Source organism: Caballeronia sp. LZ028, from assembly GCF_031451415.1.
GTDB lineage: Bacteria > Pseudomonadota > Gammaproteobacteria > Burkholderiales > Burkholderiaceae > Caballeronia > Caballeronia zhejiangensis.
The window spans coordinates 15,107-31,702 of record NZ_JARUXN010000001.1; the positions used below are offsets into that span (position 1 = coordinate 15,107).

The following is a 16,596-nucleotide window of genomic DNA, read 5'->3' on the forward strand; positions in this document are numbered from 1 at the left end:
TTTGCTAGACTGGCCCGAACCGTCCGCACGGCGCGCCTTCGGCGTGTGCCGCCGCGCACGGACCGACCTCGGGGACACCATGCCGAACATCGTCATCGTTTATCACAGCGGCTACGGCCACACGAAGAAGGTCGCGGACGCCGTGCTCGGCGGCGCAACGGACGCCGGCGCGAACGTGAAGCTGATCGCCGTCGGCGAGCTCGACGACGCTGGCTGGGCCGAACTCGACGCCGCCGACGCCATCGTTTTCGGCGCGCCGACCTACATGGGCGGGCCGTCCGCCGATTTCAAGAAATTCGCCGATGCAAGCTCGAAACCGTGGTTCGCGCAGAAATGGAAGGACAAGATCGCGGCCGGCTTCACGAATTCGGCGCACATGAACGGCGATAAATTCCTGACGATCTCGTATTTCGTGACGCTCGCCATGCAGCACGGGATGGTCTGGGTCGGCACGGGCATGATGCCGTCGAACACGAAGGCGGCCACGCGCAACGACCTGAATTTCGTCGGCGGATTCACCGGGCTGCTCACGCAATCGCCCGCGGATGCCTCGCCGGAGGAAGCGCCGCCGATCGGCGATCTGGAGACGGCGAAGGTTTTCGGCGCGCGCGTCGCGGCTGTGACGGCGCGTTGGATCGGCGATCGCGCCGCCGTCGACAACGACGGACATCAGCCCGCCTCGAATTCGCACTAAAATGTCCGTTTTGCGGCGAGCGCCCGCACGAACCAGCGAGATCGAGATGACCACGAAAGTATTTGTCGACGGACAGGAAGGCACCACCGGCCTGAAGATTTTCGAATATCTGTCGCAGCGCCGTGACATCGAAGTGTTGCGCATCGAGGATGCGAAGCGCAAGGACGTGGAGGAGCGCCGCCGCCTCATCAACGCATCGGACGTGACGTTCCTGTGCCTGCCGGATGTCGCGTCGCGCGAGTCGGTTTCGCTCGTCGCGCCGGACAACACGCGCACCGTGATGATCGACGCCAGCACGGCGTTCCGCACGCAGGACGACTGGGCGTACGGTCTGCCGGAGTTGTCGCGCGCGCAGCGTGAGCGCCTGCGCACGGCGAAGCGCATCGCGGTGCCGGGTTGCCACGCGTCGGCGTTCGTGCTGTCGGTGCAGCCGCTCGTCGCGGGCGGCCTCGTGCCCGCCGATTTCCACGCTCACGCCTATTCGATCACCGGCTACAGCGGCGGCGGCAAGAAGATGATCGCGGAGTACGAAGCAGGCGGCGACGACAAGCTGATGAGCCCGCGCCCGTATGCGCTCGGCCTGACGCACAAGCATCTGCCGGAAATGTCGGTGCGCACGGGTCTGAAACGCGCGCCGGTCTTCACGCCGATCGTCGGACCGTTCCTGAAAGGTCTCGCCGTGACGACGTATTTCTCGCCGGACCAGCTCGCGCGCCCGGCGAAGCCGCAGGACGTGCGCGACATGCTCGCCGAGTATTACAACAACGAGCCCTTCGTGCGCGTCATGCCGTTCGACGCTGAGAGTAACCTCGACGCCGGCTTCTTCGACGTTCAGGCGTGCAACGAAACGAATCGCGTCGATATTTTCGTGTTCGGCAACGACGAGCGCTTCGTGACCGTGGCGCGCCTCGACAATCTGGGCAAGGGCGCGTCGGGCGCGGCGATCCAGTGTATGAATCTCGCGATCGGCGCCGACGAAGAGACGGGGCTCGCCCGCTGATCGAGCTTCAGCCGAATCAAAAAAGGCCGACTCGCCTAGGCGGCGAATCGGCCTTTTTCGTATCAGTCGGTGCGGCGCAGCATCGGAAGGTACCGACGAAAAAAAGCCCGCCAAGGTTGACGGGCTGAATCCATATCAGTGGAGACATGGAGGAGACAGGAGTAAATATACCAAGAATATTGGTGCATCGCAACATGGCCGCGCTGACGCCCGACACGCCGACGAAACTCAGGGCTGCATCATCGAAAGGATGAACTGGAGCTGATCCGCGGAAATCGGCTTGACGAGATGCATGTCGAAACCTGCGTCGAGCGTCATTTCGCGATGCTGGGGCTGCCCCCAGCCGGTGAGCGCGACGAGCATCAACGCGTGGCCGTTCGGCAGCTTGCGCAACTGGCGCGCCGCCGCAAGTCCGTCGACGAGCGGCATGCCGAGATCGAGGATCACGACTTCGGGGTCGAACTGCGCGGCGACTTCCACAGCCTGCGCGCCGTTCGCCGCGAGCGCGACCTCGTGGCCCATGCCGGTCAGCAAGTTCGCGAGACCGGCGAGCGCATCGTCGTCGTCGTCGGCTATCAGGATGCGCTTGCTCATGATGGCCTCAGCGGGAACCGTAAATTTCGAGTGTCAGCTTGTTCGACCCGGCCTGCGCCGCCGTAATCTCGGTGCGCGCACCGCGTGCGCCCAGATAGAAGTGCTGGCGCGCGGGCGAATTCTGATCGTGCGTCGCGTCGGGCACGCACGAGGCGATGTCCGCCGCGACGCCCTGCAGCGAATCCGCGCTCGATCCGCCGCGCGGCGTCCATGTGCATCGATAGTTGGTTTGCGAAGCGGCGCACTTCGCGTCGTCGCCGTAGGGAAGCGCGATCGCGCGGCCGTCGAAAGCGGAAAGCGACGAGAAATTCGGCGCGGCGGACAGCACGCGTTTGAGCGCATCGCACGGATTCGGCGTGTCGTCGGCGCGCGCGCACGTCGTCGAAAGCATGCCGAAGCACAGCGGCAAGAGCGCGGCGAAAACGGCGCGTCGGCCTGTCTCATCCATGAGCGCCTCCTTTTAGCTGTTCTTTTCGTTTCGCCGCGAACCGGCGAGCGCGACTATGCGCTGCCGATTCGCGTATGTCTGTTCGAAAGCGAATGAAGCACTGAAAACGGCAGCAAGTCACGCACCCGTTTTTGCAGACGTTTGGAAGCGCGTTAGTGACGCACGAGCGCCATCATCGCGCCGAAGCCGACGAACACGCCGCCCGTCAGCCGGTTGAACGCCTGCGCGACGCTCGCGCTTTTCAGTTTGTCGCCGATGCGCGCGCCGAGCCCCGCGTACACGGCGTACCAGCTCACCTCGATGACGGCGAACGTCGACACGAGCACCGCGAATTGCGGCAAGACCGGCCGGCTTGCATCGATGAACTGCGGCAGCAGCGCCGCCGCAAAGAGAATCGCCTTCGGATTGCTGCTCGCGACGAGAAAGCCGTTGCGAAAAAGCGTGAAGGGTCTGAAAGCATGCGCGCCGCCGGTTTCGTCGCGCACGTCGATCGCGCCCGCCTTGGCGCGCCAGCTTTTCACGCCGAGCCAGACGAGATACGCCGCGCCGATCAGACGCAGCGTGTCGAAGAGGCGCGGCCACGCTTCGAGAAACACGCCCAACCCCGCCGCCGACACCGACAACATGATGACGAGCGCCGTCAGACAGCCGGCCATGGTGGCGGTCGAGCGCTCGAGACCATGCCGTGCGCCGTGCGTCATGACGAGCAGCATGTTGGGGCCGGGAATCGCGGATACGACGAAGACGGTGGCGACGAACAGCCACCAGAGATGCAGGCTCATTGCGGCGTGGCAAGGACGGAAACGGGATTCGAATTATGCCGTTTGACCGCCTTCGCCACGACATCGATTTACGACTCGCGCCCCGCGCGGCGCGCGGCCACCTGACCGAGCACGGCGAAATCCTTCTCGCCGTCGCCGTGGGCGAGCGCATCGACGAGGTTGTCGCGCACGACGCTCGCCACCGGCAGCGGCACGTTGACGGCATCGCCCGCGGCGATCGCGAGACGCACGTCCTTTAGTCCGAGACGCGCCTTGAAGAGCGCGGGCTCGTAGCGCCGCTCGGCGATCATCTTCCCGTATCCCTGATAGACCGGACCCGGAAACAGCGAATTCGTGATGACGTCGAGCAGCGTCTGCGATTCGATGCCGTGGCCGCTCACGAGCGCCGCCGCCTCGCCGAAGCTCTCGATCGCCGACGCCAGCATGAAATTCGCGGCGAGCTTGAGCACGTTCGCGTGCTGCGGCTCGCTGCCGACGCGCCACGTTTTCTGGCCGAGCGCATCGAGGACGGGCTGCGCACGGTCGATCGCTTCGCTCGCGCCCGCCGCGAGAATGTTGAGCTTGCCCGCCGCCGCGACGTCCGGCCGGCCGAGCACCGGCGCGGCGACATACGCGACGCCGTGCTGCGCGTGCAATTCGGCGAGCTCGGTGGCGAGCGCCGCCGAGATCGTCGCCATGTTGACGTGCACCAGGCCTTTCGGCGCGTGCTTGAGCAGGCCGCCATCGACGAGCACGGAGCGCAGCGCGGTATCGTCGGCGAGCATGGAGAACGCGGCGTCGCCGGCGAAAGCCTGCTCGGGCGTATCGACGACCGACGCGCCCTGATCCGCGAGCGCGCGCGTTTTGTCGCGCGAGCGATTCCAGACGCGCACGCTGTGCCCCGCCTTGAGCGCGCGCTCCGCCATCGCGCCGCCCATTTCCCCCAATCCGATGAATCCGATATCCATGCTCGTGTGCTCCTTTGCCTTGTCCGCTTGCCGCGCGCGCAATGCCGCGCGGACCGAGCGCCAGTAAAGCACATCGCCGGAAAGCGCGCAGAAGCGCGCAATGCCATACTGCTGCATGGTCAAGGCGCGCTTTCACTTCCATCGCGAACTGAACGATTTCCTCGCTCGATCCCTGCGCGGGCACACGTTCGCGTGCGCGTGCGCGAAGTCTTCGTCGATCAAGCACATGATCGAGGCGCTCGGCGTGCCGCATACCGAAGTCGATCTGATCGTGAAGGCCGGCCGCGCGGTTGGATTCGACGCCCCGATCGAGCCGGACGATCTCATCGAGGTTTATCCCGCGCGTCACGCGCCCGCCGGAATGGAGAACGGCGCGCTGCTGCTGCGCCCGCCGCTCGACGCCGCGGACCTGCGTTTCATCGCCGATGCGCATCTCGGCGGACTCGCGCAATTGCTGCGACTGGCGGGCTTCGACACGCGCTACGACAACAACTTCCCCGACGATGAAATCGAGCAGCTCGCGCAGGACGAAGCGCGCATCGTGCTCACGCGCGATCGCGAATTGCTCAAGCGCCGCACCGTCTTGCGCGGATGCTACGTGCGGACCCTGCAAGCCGACGAACAGTTCCGCGAAGTCTCGGAGCGCTTCGATCTCGCGCCGCACGTCCGCGCGTTCCGTCTCTGCCTGATGTGCAACGCGCCATTGCGTCCGGCCGCGCCCGGCGAGATCGACGGCCGCGTGCCCGAGGGCGTACGTGAGCGGCATGCGCGCTTCGTGACCTGCGATGTGTGCCATCGCGTGTTCTGGGAAGGCTCGCACTGGCGGCGCATGCGGGCGCGCATCGATGCGCTGGCGGAGGCGGGTCGCTAGTTCCGTACAATGTCGGACTTGCAATCAATCGTCGCATCGGAGCATCGCGTGAACAAATTCGAACTGGAACAGAACAAGGCATTCAAACTCGCCAACGACCTCAAGCAGGGCGGCCGGGCACGCGTGGGCGCAGCGGATGCGCAGAAGGTAGATCGGCGTGAACAGCGCAAGCTCGATCAGGCGAAGGGGCTCGTGCCGTTCGCGTGCAAGCTCGATGAAAAGCTCGTCAAGCAGTTGAAGGAACGCGCCGAAGCGCATGAAGGCGGGATGACGGAAGTGCTGGCCGAGTTGCTGGTGAAGGCGGGGCTGGAGCGGTAAGCGCTGGTTGTCGCCGTGGTGGCCGCGGCAGCGAACGATGCGCGGCGACTACGCTTTGTCGTGCCTGAGCGGTTCCGGCTTGCCCGTTCCCTTGAACGGGCTGCGGCAGGACTCATCGATCAGGCTCGTCAGCTTCTCGAAGGTCTTCGCATCCGAACTACGCCACTGGTGATAATCACACCAGCCCGGCATCAAGAACTTCACGCCGCGCCCCATCATCCGGCCTGCTTCGTTCGTTTCGCGAACATGTTGCGAAACATATTGAGAAACGACGATTTCGGCGTCCACGTCCTACGTATGCGCCGCGCTCGCAGAGGCTTCCCACCTTGCGACGCTTCCTCCTCCTCGAGATCTGCCGGCGTAAGAAACCTGACGCCCTGCGCCTCCATCAACTCGAACGTCTCGTCGACTGTCCGCCGGCAAAGCTCGTTTTCGACCTCTTGAAGCCGCGCAATGTACAGCGCCAGCCTGTCCTTCGGAACCACGACGAGCTTCTCCGAATCCAGCAACGGCATCTCGCCCCATTCGCTCGACAACCGCCCCGCTGCCCGCCCCGCTTCATACTTACGCTCGATTAATTCAACGGTCCTAACCATTTTCCATCCTCCCATTTGCACGACGATGGGCCGATTATGACCGCCAACGTTCGCCCCATGCCACCTGTCCGAACGGGTTAGGAAGAATCGCCTGCGCGCGCCCGGCCGTGTCGTCGGCTTGCGCCTAACGCGTGAGGTCGCGCGCTTCGTCGACATCCGCATGGCGCGTCGCCGGGATGCACGCCACCGCGATCAGCGAGAGCACGAGCCCGCCCATCACATAGAACGTGGGTGCGAGTTGCGATTCGGTCACGCGGATGAGCCACGTCACGATGAACTGTCCGAAGCCGCCGAAGATCATCACCGCGATGTTGTACGCGAGGGAAAGCCCTGTCGAGCGCACGTGCGCCGGAAACAGCTCCGCGATCAGCGCGCCGAACGGCCCGTAGTATCCCGACAGCGCGATCGACAGCAGCGCCTGCACGACAACGAGCCGCATCACGCTCGGTTCCGCCGCGAGCCACGCGAAAAGCGGATAGATGATGACGAGCGTGATCGCGAGCGACCACAGCGACAGCCCTTTGCGCCCGATGCGATCCGACCACGCGCCCGTGACCGGCGACAGCACCGTCAGCAGAAGATTGCCGACGATCAACGCCGTGAACGACTGACCGAACGGCAGCTTCAATTGCTTGACGGCGAACGTCGGCAGATAGGCGATCAGCACGTACACGCTCACCGTCAACGCGATCACCGAGCCGAGCCCGCACAGCACCTCGCGGCCATGCGTGCTGAACACTTCGCCGAGCGTCGCGCGGCGCGCGGTTTTCTTCGCGTGCAGGAACGCTTCGGTGTCGGCCATGTTGCGGCGAATGTACAGCCCGACCGGCCCGATCACGAGACCGAAGATGAACGGCACGCGCCATCCCCATGAATCGAGCGCTTCGGGCGACAGTCCGCGCGAAATCGCCGAGCCGACGATCGCGCCGAGCAGGAGCGACGCCGCCTGGCTCGCCATCTGGAAACTGCCGTAGAAGCCGCGCTTCGAAAACGGCGCCGCTTCGATCAGCAGCGCGGTCGAACTGCCGAACTCGCCGCCAGCGGAAAATCCCTGCAGCAGCCGCGCGAACACGATGACGAGCGGCGCGCCGATGCCGATCGCCGAATACGGCGGCGCTATCGCGAGCAGGAGAATGCCGAGCGTCATCAGTCCGATGACGAGCGTCAGCGCCGCCTTGCGCCCCGCGCGATCCGCATACAGGCCGAGAACGATGCCGCCCACGGGACGCATCACGAACGCGACGCCGAAGGTCGCGGTGGTCAGAAGAATCGACGAATAATCGCTGCTGCTCGGAAAGAACAAGCGGGCGATGACGACCGTCATGAAGCCGAACACGGTGAAGTCGTACCACTCCAGCGCGTTGCCGATGACCGCCGCCATCACGGCGCGCGCGTTCAATGCTCTTCCTGGCATGCGATCCCCCAAGGTCAGTGGGTGTCCGCGCTTTAAAGATGCGAACGCGCGGCTCTTTTTTCCTTGGCGAGTGTAAAGACGGTTTTTCTCCCGATCAAGCTAATTGCGAACGAAGAAAAGCGCGCCGTGCCTTTCGGCCGGGCGCGCTTCGGCTCGGGCGCGAGCCGCGCTTATGCCTTTTTCACATAGGCGCTGCACCAGCCCTTCGCCGCGACCTGCTTGTTGCTGAACATCGGGCACGGCGCGTAGGCGTCCGTCGGCTTGCCCTGATAGAACTGACAGTTGCCGCAGTCCTGCCCGGCGGCGTACTTCGCGAACTTGGCCTTGTCGACCTTGCTCGCGTCTTCCTTGTAGCCGAGTGCCTGCGCGGTGGGATCGCTTTCAGCGACTTTCGGGGCGTCGGCGGCGAAGGCCGCTTTCGAGCCGAGCGCGAACGTCGATGCGACGCCCACGCTGGTAATGAGAAACGTGCGACGTGATGTCTTCATGGTGACTCACTCCATGTTGTATTGGGGGATAGCGCCGTTCTTGGCGACGGCGATACCCGAGCATAGCAACCTGAAAGCGAGTCGACGACGCCAAATGTTAGAGATAAGGCACGGCGGAAAGTCGCATGACAGTCAGCGCGCCATGTCGGCGACGCGTTCGGCGATCGCGAGCGATGCCGTCAATCCCGGCGATTCGATGCCGAAGAGGTTCACGAGTCCCGGCACGCCGTGCGCCGATTTGCCCTGGATCACGAAATCCGCCGCCACCTGGCCCGGACCGGACAGCTTCGGACGGATGCCCGCGTACGCGGGTTGAAGCGCGTCGTCGGGCAGACCCGGCCAATACGCGCGGATCGCGGCGTAGAAGGAATCGGCGCGACGCGGATCGACGTCGTAATTGAGCGCCTGCACCCATTCGACGTCCGGACCGAACTTCGCCTGCCCGCCGAGATCGATCGTCAGATGCACGCCGAGGCCGGCTTCGTTCGGCATCGGATAAATGAGCCGCTCGAACGGCGCGCGTCCGCTCACGCTGAAGTAGTTGCCCTTCGCGAAGTAGAGCGGCGGCACGTGACGATCGTCGAGTCCGCGAATGCGCCGCGCGATCTCGTTCGCATGCAAGCCCGCACTGTTGATGAGAAACGACGCCCGAAAGCGCGCCGGCGACTCGCCACCCGTCTCGACGATGAAGCAGCCTTCGCGCGCATCGATCGACGTGACCGGCGTATGGAACACGATATTCGCGCCGTGATTCTCCGCCTCGCCCTGCAGCGCGAGCATGTACTGATGACTGTCGACGATGCCCGTCAGCGGCGACCACACCGCCTCGACGCATTGAAGTTGCGGCTCCATCTCCGCCGCCTGCGCGCCGCTGATGCGCACGAGTCCCTTCACGCGATTCTCGATGCCCTTCTGTTCCAGCGCCGCGAGTTGCGGCACCTGATTGCGCGCCGTCGCGACGAGCAGCTTGCCGCATTGCCGGTGCGGCACGCCGTGCTCCTGACAGAACGCGTAGAGCATGTCGCGCCCGCGCACGCACAGTTCGGCCTTCAGCGATCCGCGCGGATAGTAGATGCCTGCGTGAACGACTTCGCTGTTGCGCGAGCTCGTGCCGATGCCGATGCCCTCGCCCGCCTCCAGCACGATGACTTCGCGGCCGCGCTTGGCCAGCGCGCGGGCGATCGCCAGTCCGACGACGCCCGCCCCGATTACTACGCACTCGATCCGATCCATGTCTTCTTCCGCGGCAGATTTGTCCCAACTATTTTACGTTCGGGACTATTGCGCGTTACACAACAAATGCACGCTGATTAGATCGTTTTCCGGTGTAATTCAGAAAAAGGCAAGAATCTGGCCGCCAGATGTCAAAAACGACAGGTTTTGGCGGCCTTTTCGGCAATTTCGCGAACGGCGCGCTTTCAGAAGCCGATCGCTTTTTTGCGCAAGTTGCGGTCGATCTGAATGTCGCGCGCTTCGACGTGATGCCGTCCGTCGATACGCGCGTTGCCGAACGCGTTCAGCATCGCGCGCCGCATGCCGCGCGGCGACGCCTGCGTGAGCGCGTCGAGCGGCGCGTCGCCGAGTGTTTCCGGAAAACGCGCGCCCCACGAATGAGCATTGCGGATTTCGGCGTAAATCGATTGCGCGATGCGCCGCGCGCCGTCGCGATCGGGCGGCGGAATTTCGTAGACGTTCATGCGATTCATCAGGGGCTCGGGAATCGCGCGCGCGTCGTTGGCCGTCGCGATCCACACGACGTTGCCCGCGTTGATCGGCACTTCGGCGAATTCGTCGACGAAAGTCTGCGCCGTGTCATGCTCCAGCAGCGCATAGAGCGCGCCGAGCGGATCGTATTGCGCGTCGCCGGTGGCCTTGTCGATTTCGTCGACGGTCATGACGGGATTCGCGTAGCTGCCGTTCACGAGCGCATCGAACACCTTGCCGGGCTTCGCATTGCGCCATTGCGACGACGCCCCCGACAGGATCCAGCCCGCCGTCAGCGAGCTCATCGCGACATAGTGATTCGACGTGCCGAGCAGCCGCGCGAGCTGCTTCGCGAAGTGCGTCTTGCCGATGCCCGGCTCGCCGAGCAGCAGCATCGGCATGAGTTCGAGGCGATCGTCGGTTTCGAGGCACAGCGCGATCTGCTTGCGGATATCGGCGAGCGGCTCCTCGAAATTCGGCAGATCCGCGGCGAGATCGTCCACCGACGGCATGCGGTTCGGCTTCACGCAGAAACGCAGATTACCCACTTTGAGCATTTTTTCGTAAGTGGCGCGCAAGGCGTCGTTCGCGCCTTCGGAGAGATCGTTGAGCGCGGACTCCACATCGTCGAGACTGTAGACCTTGCTGAACGATGCCACTGCGAGTTCCTGTTTGACCACGGCCGTCGTCATGTCACACCCCGTCAATTTTTATGGTCGACGAGTCCAGTGTATCGACGCCAAAACCGCACGCAAGCGAGCAGTCGAACGCGTGTGCTGCTAATCGCGATGCGCGCAAAGCGTGCGAGTATCATCGTCGGACGACGCGGCGAGCGGGTTCGAAATCTGCTTCGCGTCAGGCCAGGTTGAGATTCGTTTCGTTCGTCCACAATTGTGTGTTGCGCGGTCTGGCTGAACCGTACCTGCGCCGCCGTGTCACAACGAATTCGCCGGAGAACGCCGATCCAGCGACGCGCCAGCCGCGCCGCCATCCGAACAGTCCGCGCGCAGGAGTCGCTTTCAATGCATAAAACGATACGCACCGTCTTTCTGAATGCCGCGCTCATGACAGGCGCCGGTCTTGCCGCGCTTAACGCGCAGGCGCAGACCGCGCCATCGCAACCGGTGATCTGGGAGTTGCAGGTCGTGCGCGACGGACAACAGATCGACTCGTTTTCCGGCACGACGAACGTCGGACAGGCGCGCACCGACACGCATCACAACAAGGTGCAGAATCGCGTCGGCTGCGCGGATCAGCCTGCCGGCGACATCGATCTGCAACGCACCATCACCATTTCGCCGACGCGCGCGAACGCCGACGACATCACGCTCGCCATCGACGCGCAGGAAACCTTGCAGGACGACAGCTCGCGCGCATCGCCCTCGGGCTGCAAGCTGCCGCCGGTGCCGCGTCAGGTGAGCGGATCGCATCCGGGCTTGGCGCTCAAGCCAGGCGAATGGGCGCAGTGGCAGCTCATCGACAGCAATCCGTCGCTCGCCTACCGGGTACGCGCGAGCCTGGGGTCGCCGGCGGCGGCGCAATGACAACCGCGGTGACATAGACTCAAGAGGCCGCCGCTCGAGACAAAGAACGCATGCGAAACCCAGAACATCTTCCGCCAGGCCCGTCCGCTCATTCGGCCACGCCGGATTTCACGGCGGTCAGCTGGAATCTGCACAAGGGCCGCTCGCCCCTCGGCCTGCGCGCGTGGACCGCGATGCAACGGTGGGTTCAGACCACCAACGCCGACGTCTATTTTCTTCAGGAAGCGATGGCGCGGCGCATGCCGCAGCCCGTGCTCGCGAGCGGCTTCGGCAAGCCGTTCGACGCGCCGCTCGACGATGTCTGGCATTGCCAGGCGACCGAGATCGCCACCGCGCTCGAATTGCAGATCGCGCTCGGACCGAACGTGTTCAAGCCGTCGTGGCGGCATGGCAATGCGATTCTCTCGCCGCATCCGCTCGATCTTTCCGGGCGCTGGGACATCTCCGCGCATCGTTTCGAAAAGCGCGGCTTGCTGGTCGCGCGCGCGACCTTCGCCGGTCAGGCCATCACATTGCTGTGCGCGCATCTCGCGTTGACGCGGCAGGCGCGGCTGCGTCAGATGAACTGGATCGCGCACTGGATCGCGAAGGAAGCGCCGGAAGGTCCGCTCATGCTGGCGGGCGATTTCAACGACTGGCGCAACGACTCCGTGCCGCTTTTCGGCGAACTCGGCATGAGCGAAGTCGCGACGATGCTCGGCGAATCGGGCCGCACGTTTCCGGCTTTCTCACCGGCGCTCGCGCTCGACAAGATGTTCGTGCGCGGCCTGAAGCCGGTCGAATGGCTCGTGCCGACGCAGGACACCGCGTGGCTGTCCGATCACCTTCCGTACATGGCGCGGCTGCGTGTGGAGTGAGCGCGCTCAGGGCTTCGTGAGCAGCGCTTCCAGATCGGCGATGGTGACGGGCTTCGTCAGATGATGATCGAAGCCCGCGTCGAGCGCGCTGCGACGATCGGCATCGCTGCCCCAGCCGGTCAATGCAAGCAGCAGCGCGCTTCGGGTCGCGTCGCGCTTTCTCATTTCGCGCGCGACGTCGAAGCCGCTCATGCCCGGCAATCCGATATCGAGCACGACAACATCCGGTTTGAAATCGTCGAGCGATGCGAGCGCGCGCGGGCCGTCATGCTCGGTGCGGACTTCATGGCCGAGCGCTTCGAGCAGCATCGACATGGCAAGCGCCGCATCGACGCTGTCGTCGACGAGCAGGATGCGGCGGCCCGGCACCGTGCCGCCGCTTGCTTGGGCGGTGGTGTTCATGCAGTTCCCCGTTGCCGTCGTCGCGCGAAAAGGCCAAAGCGGATGTTCCGACCCTCGCACGACGTTATTGAGATGATTGGGGCAATGTAGCACAGCGGGTTGCCCAACATGCCGGCGCATCCGTCGGATACCCCTGCAAGAAAGCACTCTGAGTTCAGAAAAACCGTATTTCCCGGTCGGCCCGTCTGACTCCATTGTGTGGGTTCCACAAATGACAAGCGTGCTGCCATGCCACTCCAAGGCAAATTCGTCGTCGACAATACGTTGCGGGCGACGTTAACGGTGCTCGGAGTCGGCGTTTTCCAGGCATTCTCGGGGGACGGCATATACAAGAACCGGGGCGGCTGCACGGCGGTGCCCGATGCAGGGCCGATACCCGAAGGAAAGTATTGGATCGTCGCACGGCCTACCGGAGGCGTGGCCTCGCAAGCGCAGGCCTGGATGAAAGACCTATGGAATGATTGGGTGCGAAACAGTCCAAGCAATCACGGTGAGTGGTTCGCGCTGTACCGGGATGACGGCTCCGTCGATGACTGGACGTGGATCAATGGCGTTCGCCGCGGCAACTTCCGGTTGCACCCTCGCGGCGGCGCAGGTATTTCACTTGGCTGCATCACACTCGAGAGTTGGGCGGACTTTCAGAGGCTGCGGCATGCGCTGCTGCACACGCCGAAGATCTCCGTCAGAGCGGGCCGCATCGAGGCTTACGGTTGGATCGAGGTAACGACAATTGGGAAAACGTGTCCTTAGCGTAGTGCTCGTAATGCTTCTGTTCCTCGGTCTGTTTCGGCTTGCGGTGCGGTACGTCCACACCTATCCGCTGCCAATACCCGCAGATCAGCAGCAAATCCTGATCGGCGTTGCCAGGATGCTGAAGGTGCAGGACTACGAGTTTCTCTACATCGCGTCGATGCTCGCCATCGATGCGATCGTGGCCGGACTGGTCTCTTGGGGGGTGGTCCGGTTATGGCGGCGATGTACGGCTGCGGGCAGATAAGAGGCCGAACTGACCCTTCCAGGCTGAAAACGACTCCGCAATCACGCCGCCCGGCGGCTCTGCTATCGTGAACGTTCCTTCCGCCGCCGTCTCGCACCACAGTCATGTTCGATCTCTTCGACGACATTCCCAAGCCCGACATCGCGTGGCATCCGGACTGGATCGACGCCGACGCGGCTTCCGATCTGATGGGCGCCCTGATCGCGGAAGTCGCCTGGCAGCAGGACACGATGACCACGCCGGGCGGTCGCGTGCCGCTGCCGCGCCTGACCGCGTGGCAAGGCGAACCGGACGCGGTCTATGTCTATTCCGGCATCCGCAATGTGCCGCAGCCGTGGACGCCCGCCGTCGCGCAACTTCGCGAGCGCGCCGAGGCCGCCTGCGATGCGCGCTTCAACAGCGTGCTGCTCAACCGCTATCGCAGCGGCCTCGACAGCATGGGATGGCATGCCGACAAGGAACGCGAACTCGGGCCCGAGCCGGTGATCGCATCGGTGAGTCTCGGCGCGACGCGCACCTTCGAGTTTCGTCACGCGCGCACGCACGCGACGCACACGCTCGCGCTCACACACGGCAGCCTGCTCGTGATGCGCGGGCGCACGCAGCGCGAATGGGTGCATCGCGTGCCGAAAGAGCCGGGGGCGCGCGGCGAGCGCATCAATCTCACTTTCCGCTGGGTCGATGCGTCGAAACGGAAGTAATCGCGCTCAAGGACGTTTCGCGACGAAATCGATCTCCACGAGCGCATCGCGCGCAAGCCCCGTCACGCCGATGCACGTTCGCGCCGGCAGCGGCTTCGGCAGAAAGTACGAGCGATACACCGCGTTCATCGCGTCGTAGTCGCGCTTGAACTCGGTCAGAAAGATACGCACGCTGAGCACATTGTCGAGCGTCAGCCCGACGCCGTTCAGCACGAGAATCAGGTTGTCCATCACGCGGCGCGTCTGCGCGGCGACGCCTTCGGGCAACGGCGCGCCGTCGTCGTTCGGATCGGTCGGCATCTGACCGGTGAGAAACACCCAGCCGTCGGCTTCGGCTGCGTGCGAGAAAGGGCCGACGGGCGTCGGCGCGGCATCGACCATCGTGAATTTCGGCATCTGAGTCACTTCGTCTCCCCGTTTTGCGTTCGATATAAAGCAGAACCGGCACGTTAGCGCGCCAAAATTGCGCGCGCGCCGGCGCCGCCTGCGAAGATGGCCCGGCTTACGATTACCTTTTCACACGCGATGCTTCCCTATCCCATTCTCGCCGACGCCGTGTTGCGCATGCTGGCCGCGATGCTGATCGGCTGCATCATCGGCATCGATCGCGATCTGCACGGCAAGCCGACCGGCATGAAGACGCTCGGGCTCGTGTCGCTCGGCGCGTGCATCGCGACGATGTGCGCGCAAGGTTTCTCGATGACGCTCTCCAACGACGCTGACGTGTCGCGCGCCGTGCAGGGCATCGTGACGGGCGTCGGCTTTCTCGGCGCGGGCGTGATCCTGCAGAATCCGCGCGAGAATCGCGTGCGCGGGCTCACGACGGCGGCGTCGATCTGGGTGACGGCGGCGGTGGGCATCGTCTGCGGACTGGGCGTCTGGAGCCTCGCGTTCATCGCGATGATCCTGATGATCGCGCTGCTCACGATCGGGCGCGTCGTCGAGAAGCGTCTGTTGCGTCGCTGGATGAGCAAGCCGGAAGACGAACGCCAGAAATACGCGGACGTCGAAGAGGCTTAGGCGAACGCGTCGGCGGCGGGCGCTTTCACGCGATTGCGGCCTGCGACCTTCGCGGCATAGAGCAGGCCGTCGGCGCGCGCCATCAGCGATGCGAGCGGCTCGCGCCCGTCCCACATCGCAACGCCCGCGCTGAAGGTGTAATGCAGCAGGCCGCCGGGCGCGGCGCACGGCGTCGCCTCGACGGTCTTGCGCAGCCGCTCGACGAGCGCGGTGACATCGTGGATGCGCGCCGCCGTGCAGAAAAGACAAAACTCCTCGCCGCCGATACGCCCGAACGCATCGTCTTCGCGAATGCGCGCACGCACGATCGACGCGAAATGGCGCAACACTTCGTCGCCCGCCGCGTGACCGTAGCGGTCGTTCACGCTCTTGAAGTGATCGATGTCGATGACCGCGACGAACTCGCACTCGCCTTCCTGCCGCGCCCGCGCGAGACGCTCGCCCGCGCCGGCCAGCAATGCCTTGCGCGAAAGCGCGCCGGTGAGATCGTCGAAGCGCGCAAGCCGTTCGAGCCGCTGCGCGAGACGGTCGTGCGCCATCATCACGAGGCCGATGCACAGCGACGGCAGCACGAGAATGCCGAGCGCGAGAAACGTGATCTGCATCACGCCGGGCTGCAGCAGCGAGGTCTGCGCGGGCGGCTCCACGACGTAGATCGCGCCGCGCACCGTATGGCCGAGCGCGCCGAGCGCCGCCGCGCCGGCGACGAACAAGTAGTTATAGCGCGGCCGTTCCCTCGGACGCTCGATCAGCACGCGTCCGGCGATCGCGAAATCGCACGCGGCATGAAACGCCGACACAATCACCACGCGCGCATTCACATCCGGCGTCACATACGTGAAGTAGACGATGCCCGCCATCACGCCGAGCCACATGATCCAGCCGGCCCAGCGCTGCGCGGGACGCATGCGAACGTCGAAGAAATCGTTGCAGCCTTCGTAGATGAGCAGGACCGTCGCAGCGAGCAACTGATTCGCGACGACGATGCCGAGCCACGCCGGCGCCACGTTCTGCACGGCAAAAAGCAAGAGCGAAACGATTGCGATGACGTTCGCCCCAAGCCAGCGCGGCACGCCCGCAATCGCGTGCGAGAGCAGCGAGATCAGCACCAGTATCGAGAGGATGCTCGACAGCGCGGTGACGACGAGAATGCTGACGGGACTGAACATCGCTGAAAGTGGACGGGTTATCGCTCGTGCTTTGAGCAAACGACGCCGCA

General features: G+C 64.4%; 22 protein-coding genes. 10 read left to right on the forward strand and 12 right to left on the reverse strand.

Annotated elements, in window-relative coordinates; genetic code table 11:
* Positions 1–79: 79 nt before the first annotated feature.
* Together QCE58_RS00065 and argC are read left to right on the forward strand one after the other, a co-directional pair.
* Complete coding sequence (locus tag QCE58_RS00065) at positions 80–694, forward strand: flavodoxin family protein (RefSeq protein ID WP_008352694.1); 615 nt, start codon at positions 80–82, stop codon at positions 692–694.
* A 46-nt stretch (positions 695–740) separates the two neighbouring features.
* A complete protein-coding gene (gene argC, locus QCE58_RS00070) occupies positions 741–1,694 on the forward strand; it encodes an N-acetyl-gamma-glutamyl-phosphate reductase (RefSeq protein WP_008352692.1) in 954 nt (317 codons plus the stop codon).
* A 228-nt stretch (positions 1,695–1,922) separates the two neighbouring features.
* Here argC and QCE58_RS00075 read toward each other — a convergent pair whose 3' ends face one another.
* The 4 genes from QCE58_RS00075 to QCE58_RS00090 all read right to left on the reverse strand — a co-directional run bounded on the left by QCE58_RS00075 (position 1,923) and on the right by QCE58_RS00090 (position 4,582).
* Positions 1,923–2,288 (reverse strand): response regulator, encoded by a 366-nt coding sequence (locus QCE58_RS00075; RefSeq protein WP_008352689.1) that lies wholly within the window; start codon positions 2,286–2,288, stop codon positions 1,923–1,925.
* Positions 2,289–2,295: 7 nt separating this feature from the next.
* A complete protein-coding gene (locus tag QCE58_RS00080) occupies positions 2,296–2,736 on the reverse strand; it encodes a hypothetical protein (protein WP_034473244.1) in 441 nt (146 codons plus the stop codon).
* Positions 2,737–2,888: 152 nt separating this feature from the next.
* A complete protein-coding gene (locus QCE58_RS00085; RefSeq protein WP_008352688.1) occupies positions 2,889–3,518 on the reverse strand; it encodes a LysE family translocator in 630 nt (209 codons plus the stop codon).
* Between the two features lie 68 nt (positions 3,519–3,586).
* Entirely contained in the window at positions 3,587–4,582 is a 996-nt protein-coding gene (locus tag QCE58_RS00090; protein WP_284502240.1) for an NAD(P)-dependent oxidoreductase, read from the reverse strand.
* Here QCE58_RS00090 and QCE58_RS00095 point away from each other — a divergent pair.
* Entirely contained in the window at positions 4,581–5,336 is a 756-nt protein-coding gene (locus QCE58_RS00095) for a Mut7-C ubiquitin/RNAse domain-containing protein (protein ID WP_250460321.1), read from the forward strand. The genes QCE58_RS00090 and QCE58_RS00095 overlap by 2 nt on opposite strands.
* 9 nt (positions 5,337–5,345) lie before the next feature.
* The gene (locus QCE58_RS00100) at positions 5,346–5,654 is read left to right on the forward strand and encodes a hypothetical protein (RefSeq protein ID WP_008352684.1); all 309 of its coding nucleotides are present in this window, start codon (positions 5,346–5,348) and stop codon (positions 5,652–5,654) included.
* 48 nt (positions 5,655–5,702) lie between these two features.
* Here QCE58_RS00100 and QCE58_RS00105 read toward each other — a convergent pair whose 3' ends face one another.
* From QCE58_RS00105 to QCE58_RS00125, 5 genes are all read right to left on the reverse strand, one after another.
* Positions 5,703–5,942 carry a type II toxin-antitoxin system YoeB family toxin gene (locus tag QCE58_RS00105; protein ID WP_250481703.1) on the reverse strand — a complete coding sequence of 80 codons (240 nt, stop codon included), beginning with the start codon at positions 5,940–5,942 and terminating at the stop codon, positions 5,703–5,705.
* A gap of 432 nt (positions 5,943–6,374) precedes the next feature.
* The gene (locus tag QCE58_RS00110) at positions 6,375–7,664 is read right to left on the reverse strand and encodes an MFS transporter (RefSeq protein ID WP_250435291.1); all 1,290 of its coding nucleotides are present in this window, start codon (positions 7,662–7,664) and stop codon (positions 6,375–6,377) included.
* Positions 7,665–7,834: 170 nt separating this feature from the next.
* Positions 7,835–8,152 carry a high-potential iron-sulfur protein gene (locus QCE58_RS00115; RefSeq protein WP_008352676.1) on the reverse strand — a complete coding sequence of 106 codons (318 nt, stop codon included), beginning with the start codon at positions 8,150–8,152 and terminating at the stop codon, positions 7,835–7,837.
* A gap of 132 nt (positions 8,153–8,284) precedes the next feature.
* Positions 8,285–9,385 (reverse strand): NAD(P)/FAD-dependent oxidoreductase, encoded by a 1,101-nt coding sequence (locus QCE58_RS00120; RefSeq protein ID WP_250481704.1) that lies wholly within the window; start codon positions 9,383–9,385, stop codon positions 8,285–8,287.
* Positions 9,386–9,570: 185 nt separating this feature from the next.
* Positions 9,571–10,548 carry an AAA family ATPase gene (locus QCE58_RS00125; protein ID WP_008352674.1) on the reverse strand — a complete coding sequence of 326 codons (978 nt, stop codon included), beginning with the start codon at positions 10,546–10,548 and terminating at the stop codon, positions 9,571–9,573.
* A gap of 330 nt (positions 10,549–10,878) precedes the next feature.
* Between QCE58_RS00125 and QCE58_RS00130 the strand changes: the two genes are divergently transcribed.
* Entirely contained in the window at positions 10,879–11,400 is a 522-nt protein-coding gene (locus tag QCE58_RS00130) for a hypothetical protein (protein ID WP_250481705.1), read from the forward strand.
* A 50-nt stretch (positions 11,401–11,450) separates the two neighbouring features.
* Positions 11,451–12,257, forward strand: coding sequence for an endonuclease/exonuclease/phosphatase family protein (locus QCE58_RS00135; RefSeq protein ID WP_008352672.1), 807 nt, complete (start codon positions 11,451–11,453; stop codon positions 12,255–12,257).
* A 6-nt stretch (positions 12,258–12,263) separates the two neighbouring features.
* On the opposite strand, the gene QCE58_RS00140 is transcribed toward QCE58_RS00135, so the two are convergent.
* Positions 12,264–12,659 (reverse strand): response regulator, encoded by a 396-nt coding sequence (locus tag QCE58_RS00140; protein WP_008352671.1) that lies wholly within the window; start codon positions 12,657–12,659, stop codon positions 12,264–12,266.
* Between the two features lie 228 nt (positions 12,660–12,887).
* Between QCE58_RS00140 and QCE58_RS00145 the strand changes: the two genes are divergently transcribed.
* From QCE58_RS00145 to QCE58_RS00155, 3 genes are all read left to right on the forward strand, one after another.
* Positions 12,888–13,409, forward strand: a complete 522-nt coding sequence (locus tag QCE58_RS00145; RefSeq protein WP_250481706.1) for a DUF2778 domain-containing protein — start codon at positions 12,888–12,890, stop codon at positions 13,407–13,409.
* A 13-nt stretch (positions 13,410–13,422) separates the two neighbouring features.
* The gene (locus tag QCE58_RS00150) at positions 13,423–13,656 is read left to right on the forward strand and encodes a hypothetical protein (RefSeq protein ID WP_175979603.1); all 234 of its coding nucleotides are present in this window, start codon (positions 13,423–13,425) and stop codon (positions 13,654–13,656) included.
* 104 nt (positions 13,657–13,760) lie between these two features.
* The gene (locus QCE58_RS00155; protein ID WP_175979604.1) at positions 13,761–14,357 is read left to right on the forward strand and encodes an alpha-ketoglutarate-dependent dioxygenase AlkB; all 597 of its coding nucleotides are present in this window, start codon (positions 13,761–13,763) and stop codon (positions 14,355–14,357) included.
* A 6-nt stretch (positions 14,358–14,363) separates the two neighbouring features.
* On the opposite strand, the gene QCE58_RS00160 is transcribed toward QCE58_RS00155, so the two are convergent.
* Positions 14,364–14,753: a RidA family protein gene (locus QCE58_RS00160; RefSeq protein WP_284502241.1), complete on the reverse strand. Its 390-nt coding sequence runs from the start codon at positions 14,751–14,753 to the stop codon at positions 14,364–14,366.
* 129 nt (positions 14,754–14,882) lie between these two features.
* Between QCE58_RS00160 and QCE58_RS00165 the strand changes: the two genes are divergently transcribed.
* Positions 14,883–15,377, forward strand: coding sequence for an MgtC/SapB family protein (locus tag QCE58_RS00165; protein WP_051996639.1), 495 nt, complete (start codon positions 14,883–14,885; stop codon positions 15,375–15,377).
* Here the strand turns inward: QCE58_RS00165 and QCE58_RS00170 are convergent.
* Positions 15,374–16,546: a GGDEF domain-containing protein gene (locus tag QCE58_RS00170; protein WP_250520828.1), complete on the reverse strand. Its 1,173-nt coding sequence runs from the start codon at positions 16,544–16,546 to the stop codon at positions 15,374–15,376. The genes QCE58_RS00165 and QCE58_RS00170 overlap by 4 nt on opposite strands.
* Positions 16,547–16,596: the final 50 nt, after the last annotated feature.

What these genes read in the sequence shown, in the direction of transcription:
- QCE58_RS00065 (WP_008352694.1), top strand. Translation starts at nt 80, where the DNA reads ATGCCGAACATCGTCATCGTTTATCACAGCGGCTACGGCCACACGAAG.
- argC (WP_008352692.1), top strand. Translation starts at nt 741, where the DNA reads ATGACCACGAAAGTATTTGTCGACGGACAGGAAGGCACCACCGGCCTG.
- QCE58_RS00075 (WP_008352689.1), bottom strand. Translation starts at nt 2,288, where the DNA reads ATGAGCAAGCGCATCCTGATAGCCGACGACGACGACGATGCGCTCGCC.
- QCE58_RS00080 (WP_034473244.1), bottom strand. Translation starts at nt 2,736, where the DNA reads ATGGATGAGACAGGCCGACGCGCCGTTTTCGCCGCGCTCTTGCCGCTG.
- QCE58_RS00085 (WP_008352688.1), bottom strand. Translation starts at nt 3,518, where the DNA reads ATGAGCCTGCATCTCTGGTGGCTGTTCGTCGCCACCGTCTTCGTCGTA.
- QCE58_RS00095 (WP_250460321.1), top strand. Translation starts at nt 4,581, where the DNA reads ATGGTCAAGGCGCGCTTTCACTTCCATCGCGAACTGAACGATTTCCTC.
- QCE58_RS00090 (WP_284502240.1), bottom strand. Translation starts at nt 4,582, where the DNA reads ATGCAGCAGTATGGCATTGCGCGCTTCTGCGCGCTTTCCGGCGATGTG.
- QCE58_RS00100 (WP_008352684.1), top strand. Translation starts at nt 5,346, where the DNA reads ATGTCGGACTTGCAATCAATCGTCGCATCGGAGCATCGCGTGAACAAA.
- QCE58_RS00110 (WP_250435291.1), bottom strand. Translation starts at nt 7,664, where the DNA reads ATGCCAGGAAGAGCATTGAACGCGCGCGCCGTGATGGCGGCGGTCATC.
- QCE58_RS00115 (WP_008352676.1), bottom strand. Translation starts at nt 8,152, where the DNA reads ATGAAGACATCACGTCGCACGTTTCTCATTACCAGCGTGGGCGTCGCA.
- QCE58_RS00120 (WP_250481704.1), bottom strand. Translation starts at nt 9,385, where the DNA reads ATGGATCGGATCGAGTGCGTAGTAATCGGGGCGGGCGTCGTCGGACTG.
- QCE58_RS00125 (WP_008352674.1), bottom strand. Translation starts at nt 10,548, where the DNA reads ATGACGACGGCCGTGGTCAAACAGGAACTCGCAGTGGCATCGTTCAGC.
- QCE58_RS00130 (WP_250481705.1), top strand. Translation starts at nt 10,879, where the DNA reads ATGCATAAAACGATACGCACCGTCTTTCTGAATGCCGCGCTCATGACA.
- QCE58_RS00135 (WP_008352672.1), top strand. Translation starts at nt 11,451, where the DNA reads ATGCGAAACCCAGAACATCTTCCGCCAGGCCCGTCCGCTCATTCGGCC.
- QCE58_RS00140 (WP_008352671.1), bottom strand. Translation starts at nt 12,659, where the DNA reads ATGAACACCACCGCCCAAGCAAGCGGCGGCACGGTGCCGGGCCGCCGC.
- QCE58_RS00145 (WP_250481706.1), top strand. Translation starts at nt 12,888, where the DNA reads ATGCCACTCCAAGGCAAATTCGTCGTCGACAATACGTTGCGGGCGACG.
- QCE58_RS00150 (WP_175979603.1), top strand. Translation starts at nt 13,423, where the DNA reads ATGCTTCTGTTCCTCGGTCTGTTTCGGCTTGCGGTGCGGTACGTCCAC.
- QCE58_RS00155 (WP_175979604.1), top strand. Translation starts at nt 13,761, where the DNA reads ATGTTCGATCTCTTCGACGACATTCCCAAGCCCGACATCGCGTGGCAT.
- QCE58_RS00160 (WP_284502241.1), bottom strand. Translation starts at nt 14,753, where the DNA reads ATGCCGAAATTCACGATGGTCGATGCCGCGCCGACGCCCGTCGGCCCT.
- QCE58_RS00165 (WP_051996639.1), top strand. Translation starts at nt 14,883, where the DNA reads ATGCTTCCCTATCCCATTCTCGCCGACGCCGTGTTGCGCATGCTGGCC.
- QCE58_RS00170 (WP_250520828.1), bottom strand. Translation starts at nt 16,546, where the DNA reads ATGTTCAGTCCCGTCAGCATTCTCGTCGTCACCGCGCTGTCGAGCATC.